This is a genomic window from Lawsonibacter celer (assembly GCF_014281125.1).
Taxonomy (GTDB): domain Bacteria; phylum Bacillota; class Clostridia; order Oscillospirales; family Oscillospiraceae; genus Lawsonibacter_B; species Lawsonibacter_B celer.
This window is the reverse complement of sequence record NZ_JACOEA010000002.1, coordinates 375,716-381,885: the sequence shown is the minus strand read 5'-3', so window position 1 is coordinate 381,885 and position 6,170 is coordinate 375,716. Positions and strand designations below refer to the sequence as shown.

General features: G+C 60.0%; 7 protein-coding genes and 1 pseudogene. 7 read left to right on the top strand and 1 reads right to left on the bottom strand.

The features are described 5' to 3' along the window. From H9Q75_RS12645 to H9Q75_RS06605, 6 genes and pseudogenes are all read left to right on the top strand, one after another. Positions 1-114: pseudogene (locus H9Q75_RS12645) on the top strand (enoyl-CoA hydratase/isomerase family protein); the annotation flags it as partial. Between the two features lie 61 nt (positions 115-175). Then, positions 176-1,024 (top strand): 3-hydroxybutyryl-CoA dehydrogenase, encoded by an 849-nt coding sequence (locus H9Q75_RS06625; protein WP_186565382.1) that lies wholly within the window; start codon positions 176-178, stop codon positions 1,022-1,024. An 89-nt stretch (positions 1,025-1,113) separates the two neighbouring features. After that, entirely contained in the window at positions 1,114-2,277 is a 1,164-nt protein-coding gene (locus tag H9Q75_RS06620) for an acyl-CoA dehydrogenase (RefSeq protein WP_186565381.1), read from the top strand. A 25-nt stretch (positions 2,278-2,302) separates the two neighbouring features. Beyond that, on the top strand, positions 2,303-3,103 hold the full coding sequence (gene acrB / locus H9Q75_RS06615; RefSeq protein ID WP_186565380.1) for an acryloyl-CoA reductase electron transfer subunit gamma: 801 nt from the start codon (positions 2,303-2,305) through the stop codon (positions 3,101-3,103). Between the two features lie 20 nt (positions 3,104-3,123). Continuing rightward, positions 3,124-4,227, top strand: coding sequence for an acryloyl-CoA reductase electron transfer subunit beta (gene acrA / locus H9Q75_RS06610; RefSeq protein WP_186565379.1), 1,104 nt, complete (start codon positions 3,124-3,126; stop codon positions 4,225-4,227). A gap of 131 nt (positions 4,228-4,358) precedes the next feature. Further along, entirely contained in the window at positions 4,359-5,219 is an 861-nt protein-coding gene (locus H9Q75_RS06605; protein ID WP_341480916.1) for a DMT family transporter, read from the top strand. Positions 5,220-5,273: 54 nt separating this feature from the next. Here the strand turns inward: H9Q75_RS06605 and H9Q75_RS06600 are convergent, their stop codons facing one another. After that, positions 5,274-5,516 carry a hypothetical protein gene (locus H9Q75_RS06600; protein WP_186565378.1) on the bottom strand — a complete coding sequence of 81 codons (243 nt, stop codon included), beginning with the start codon at positions 5,514-5,516 and terminating at the stop codon, positions 5,274-5,276. A gap of 267 nt (positions 5,517-5,783) precedes the next feature. On the opposite strand from H9Q75_RS06600, the gene H9Q75_RS06595 reads away from it, so the two are divergent. Continuing rightward, positions 5,784-6,059 (top strand): DUF6514 family protein, encoded by a 276-nt coding sequence (locus H9Q75_RS06595; protein ID WP_186565377.1) that lies wholly within the window; start codon positions 5,784-5,786, stop codon positions 6,057-6,059. Positions 6,060-6,170: the final 111 nt, after the last annotated feature.

The window sequence follows — 6,170 nt, the reverse complement described above, 5'->3', positions numbered from 1 at the left end:
GGCTCCGCCTTTGAGGCCGAGGCCTTCGGCGTCTGCTGCGGCACCGAGGACAAGGACGAGGGCATGGGCGCGTTTTTGGAGAAGCGCAAGGAGAAGCATTTCAAAGGCAAGTAAGCGCGCCTCAGGGATTCAGCTGAATAAACTCAAAAAATAATAAATTCGGAGGTACATAACCATGAAGAAGATCGTAGTTATCGGTGGCGGCACCATGGGCCTGGACATTGCGCAGGTCTTTGCCAAAAAGGGCTTTGACGTGGTCGTCCGCGACATCAAGGACGAGATTATCGCCGCTTCCGAGGCCCGCCTGAACAAGGGCCTGGAGAAGCTGGTGGCCAAGGGTAAGATGGATGAGGCCAAGAAGGCTGATATCCTCGCCCACATGAGCTTTACCACCGACCTGAATCAGGCCGCTGACGCCGATCTGGTGGTGGAGGCTGCCATTGAGAACCTGGAGATCAAGAAGAGCATCTTTGCCGACCTGGACAAAATCTGCAAGCCCGAGACCATTCTGGCCTCCAACACCTCTTCCATCTCCATCACCGCCATCGCTGCCGCGACGCAGCGCCAGGACAAGTTCATCGGCATGCACTTCTTTAACCCCGCCACGGTCATGAAGCTGGTGGAGGTCATCCGCGGCGCCAACACCTCTGACGAGACCACCAAGATCATCAGCGATCTGAGCGTGGAGATCGGCAAGGAGCCTGTTGAGGTGAACGAGGCCCCCGGCTTTGTGGTCAACAAGATCCTGGTTCCCATGATTAACGAGGCGGCCGACCTGCTGTACACCGGCGTGGCTTCCGCCGAGGGCATTGACACCGCCATGAAGCTGGGCGCCAACCACCCCATGGGCCCCCTGGCTCTGGGCGACCTGATTGGCCTGGACGTGGTCGTTGCCATTATGGACGTTCTCTTTGCCGAGACCCATGATCCCAAGTACCGCTGCTCCCTGCTGCTGCGGAAGATGGTCCGCGCCGGTAAGCTGGGCCGCAAGACCGGCATCGGCTTCTTCGATTACCGCAAGTAAATACCCCCGATTCCTGTGTGCAGCGAACGGGCGGAGGGCCGCCTCCGCCCGTGCGTTCTGAAATACAATCTTAGGAGGAAGGCACAAAAATGGATTTTCATCTGTCGAAAGAGCAAGAAATGCTCCGCAAAATGTACCGTGATTTTGCAGAGAACGAAGTAAAGCCCCTGGCGGAGGACGTGGACGAGAACGAGCGTTTCCCGGAAGAGACTGTCAAGAAGATGGCCAAGCTGGGCATGCTGGGCATCTACTTCCCCAAGGAGTATGGCGGCGCGGGCGGCGATGTGCTCAGCTACGTCATGGCTGTGGAAGAGATGGCCAAGGTCTGCGGCACCACCAGTGTGATTATTTCCGCCCACACCTCTCTGTGCGCCGCTCCCATTTTTGAGAACGGCACCGAAGAGCAGAAGGCCAAGTACCTGCCCAAGCTGTGCACCGGCGAGTGGCTGGGCGCCTTCGGCCTGACCGAGCCCGGCGCCGGCACCGACGCCCAGGGCCAGCAGACCACCGCCGTGCTGGACGAGTCCGGCGAGAACTACATCCTGAATGGTTCCAAGATCTTTATCACCAACGCCGGCTACGCCGATGTGTTCATCATCATCGCCATCACCGGCACAGTGGTCGACAAGCGCGGCCGCAAGAGCAAGGAAATCTCCGCCTTCATCGTGGAGCGCACCGATCCCGGCTTCTCCGTGGGTAAACACGAGCGGAAGATGGGTATCCGCGGCTCCTCCACCTGTGAGCTGATCATGGAGGACTGCGTGATTCCCAAGGACCGCATGCTGGGCAAGAAGGGCAAGGGCTTTGCCTTGGCCATGAAGACCCTGGACGGCGGCCGTATCGGCATCGCGGCTCAGGCTCTGGGCCTGGCCGAGGGCGCCATCGAGGAGTGCATCAAGTACACCAAGGAGCGCGTGCAGTTCGGCAAGCGCATCTCCCAGTTCCAGAACACCCAATTCCAGCTGGCTGACATGTATGCCAAGACGCAGGCTGCCAAGTGGCTGGTCTATTCCGCCGCTATGAAGAAGCAGAACCATGAGCCCTACAGCATGGATGCCGCCATGGCCAAGCTGGTGGCCTCCGAGACGGCCAGCGACGTGACCCGGCGCTGCCTGCAGCTGTTCGGCGGCTACGGCTACACCCGTGAGTACCCCATGGAGCGCATGATGCGCGACGCGAAGATCACCGAGATCTACGAGGGTACCAGCGAGGTCCAGCGCATGGTTATTTCCGGCGGTCTGGGCATTAAATAATAAGGAACTGGAGGGAAATTACGATATGAAATGCATCGTTTGTGTCAAGCAGGTGCCGGATACGTCCGGCGTGGTCGCTGTTAAGGCGGATGGCACCATGGACCGTGCGGCCATGGCCACCATCACCAACCACGACGACCTGGCCGCTGTTGAGGCGGCTCTGAGAATCAAGGACGCCACCGGCTGCAAGGTCGTGGTGGTCTCCATGGGTCCTCCTCCCGCGGAGGGCATGCTGCGTGAGCTGCTGGCCATGGGTGCGGATGAGGCCGTGCTGGTCTCCGCCCGTGAGTTCGGCGGCAGCGATACCTACGCCACCTCCCAGATCCTCGCCGCCGCTGTGAAGAAGGTGGGCGTGGATGACGACGATATCATCTTCTGCGGCCGTCAGGCCATCGACGGCGACACCGCCCAGGTGGGGCCCCAGATCGCCGAGAAGATCAACGTTCCCCAGGTGTCCTACGCGGCCGATATCAAGGTGGAGGGCAAGACCGTCACCGTGAAGCGTCTGCTGGAGGACGGCTATATGACCCTGAAGGTTCAGACCCCCTGCCTGATCACCTGTGTGAAGGAGCTCAACGAGGCCCGTTACATGAGCGTGGGCGGCATCATGGAGTGTTACCAGAAGCCTCTGGCGGTATTTGACTACGAGACCCTGAAGAACGATCCCCTGATCGATGTGGATACCATCGGCCTGAAGGGCTCCCCCACCAACGTTTATAAGTCCTTCTCTCCCCCGGTCAAGGGTGCCGGCATGATGCTCGAGGGCGCCGACAAGGCCACCTGCGAGAAGCTGGTCGACATTCTGAACGGCAAGCACCTGATCTAATTTGAAAGGAGAGAGAACAAATGGCTTTTGATTCTAAAGACACTGCCGCCTTCAAGGGCGTGTGGGTATTTTGTGAGCAACGCGACGGCGTGATCATGACCACCAGCTATCAGCTGCTGAGCGAGGGCCGCAAGCTGGCCAACGATCTGGGCGTGGAGCTGTGCGGCGTGGTGCTGGGCAGCGGCGTGAAGGAAGAGTACATCAAGGCTCTGGGCGGCTACGGCGCGGACCGGGTGTACAACTGCGACCACCCCCTGCTGAAGGACTACACCACCGACGCCTACACCAAGGTCATCTGTGACCTGGTGGAGGACAAGAAGCCCGAGATCTTCCTCATCGGCGCCACCAACATCGGCCGTGACCTGGGCCCCCGCTGCGCGGCCCGGCTGCACACCGGTCTGACTGCCGACTGCACCCACCTCGACGTGGACGTGGCCAAGTACAAGGAGTTCCTGAAGACCACCTCTACCATCGACGTGGACAACACCGTGTTCGAGGAGAACACCAACCTGAAGATGACCCGTCCCGCCTTCGGCGGCCACCTGATGGCAACCATTATCTGCCCCCGGTTCCGTCCCCAGATGTCCACCGTGCGCCCCGGCGTGATGCAGACCCAGGCCTTTGACGAGGCCGGCGCCGCCAAGACTGTCGTGGAGAAGGTGGACGTGAAGCTGGACGCCTCCGACATCAAGGTCCAGATCGTCGAGATCGTGAAGGCCGCCAAGGAGATGGTGGACCTGATCGGCGCCGACGTGGTGGTGTCCGTGGGCCGCGGTATCAGCAAGGATCCCGAGAAGGGCATCGCCCTGGCCCAGGATCTGGCTAACGCTTTGGGCGGCGTGGTAGGTGCCTCCCGTGCGGTGGTGGATGCCGGCTACATCAGCGCGGACCACCAGGTGGGCCAGACCGGCAAGACCGTGCATCCCCGCATCTATGTGGCCCTGGGCATCTCCGGTGCCATCCAGCACCGCGCCGGCATGCAGGATTCCGAGTGCATCATCGCGGTGAACAAGAATGCCGACGCCCCCATCTTTGAGGTTGCCACCTACGGCATTGTGGGCGACCTGTTCAAGGTCACCCCCATGATCACCGACGCCGTCAAGGCCGCTATGGCTGCCAAATAAGCTTTCCCCCTTTGCGTTTCATCCCGGTCCGTCTTTTGGGACGGACCGGGATTTTTTTCGCCCGGGGGCTTGCGTCAGGCCACGCAGGGGCGGTATACTGGTGTGCGTTGGAAGAAAAGAGGCGAGGACAGGTGAAAAAAGGCAGTCCAAAACTGATTCTGATGCTGGGTGTGCTGGGGGTTTCGGTATCCTCCCTGCTGGTACGCGCCGCATCCGCCCCCTCCCTGGTGACGGCCACCTACCGGCTGGGATGGACGGTGCTGCTTCTGCTGCCTATGGTGCTGCTGCGCTTCCGGGCAGAGCTGCGGCGGGTCAGAGGAAGGGACCTGCTGCTGTGCGGACTGAGCGGCGTGCTGCTGGCGCTCCACTTTGCCACCTGGTTTGAGTCCCTCAAGTGGACCAGCATCGCCAGCTCCACGGTGCTGGTGAGCACAGAGGTCATCTTTACCGCCCTGGGCTTTGCCCTCTTTCTCAAGGGGCGCATCCCCAGGCTGGGCATGGCGGCCATTGCCCTCTCCTTTGCGGGCAGTGCCGCGCTGGCCCTGGCCGACGGCGGTGGGAGAGGCGCCCTGTACGGAGACCTGCTGGCCCTGGCGGCAGCGGTATTCGTGTCCCTCTATACCCTGATCGGACGGGTGCAGCGGGACCACCTGTCTACCACGGTCTATACCTTTCTGACCTACAGCGCATGCCTGCTGACCCTGCTGGTTTTAGACTGGGCCACCCTTACACCGGTGGTGGGCTACGGCTGGAAGGAGGTGCTCATCGGCCTGGGACTGGCGGTGGCCTGTACCCTGCTGGGGCACAGCCTGTTCAGTTACAGTCTGAAGTATCTCAGTCCCTCCTATGTCTCGGCCGCCAAGCTGTGTGAGCCGATCTTTGCCTCGCTGTTGGGGATTCCGCTGTTTGGGGAGATCCCCGGCGGAGTGCAGGTCTTTGGCAGTGTGCTGGTTCTGGCGGGCGTGCTGCTCTATACCCGGGCGGAAGCGTAAACTGCCCTGCTCAAAGGGAAACCGGGCCCCGCCGCAGCTGCGGCGGGGCCCGGTTTATGGATGTAAGAGCGTCTCCAGCCCAAGCGCGCCGAAGACGCCTGCGGCCAGAAGGACAACAGCGCAGTCCTGAAGCTGCGCCGCATAGGCGTAGACCGGGGCGGCGGCATAGGAAACCGGTCCGGTCCATACCAGCAGCAGCAGCGTGTAGATCAGCAGGACGCAGCAGGCGGCCACACCACCGGTCAGTACGCGATAGGATAAACACTCCATCTCAAAGGTTTTCCAGGAAAAATGCATGATACCCCCCTCTCCGGCCTTTTAAAGGTATCATAACAGGACTATTTCCCGCCCCGCAAGGATAAATTTCTGCCAGCTGCGGTAAAAAAAGCACGACATGGCTCGACACCAGTCGACAAGAACAGAGACAGCCGGTTTACAGAAAGGCACAGGAGGTTACATAAGCCCGGATATGGTGTCGAAATCTGCGAAATGTTAAGCTTTGCAAGAAACGGGAAATACAATATAATGTGACAGAAGGGCCAATAAAAAGGAGGAAAGTACAAGATGCGGGAGCTTTTGGTGGACACCTGCGAGACGGAAATTTCCGCCGGGCAGGTAGGGCAATATTCTTATTACATTTTGGTGGATGAGATGGAAGTGGCGGAGGGATTTTCCTGTGAGAGCTACGGCGTGAAGGTGGCGGACCTGGCGCGCGGAGAAGCGGAATCCGTACCCAATATCACAGTGAGCGTCTCTCGGATTGATGAACTGATTGATTTGCTGATCCGCAACTTGGTCACTCCGGTCACACTGCGGGATGTGGTGGAGGATTGGCTGTAACAAGAACGGATTTGAGGCGCCCGGGCTGCTGTCCGGGCGCCTTTTTACAGCGCTTGGAGGGGCAAGGATTGACGAAAGCGGAGCCGTACCCTATAATAAATAATTACAATG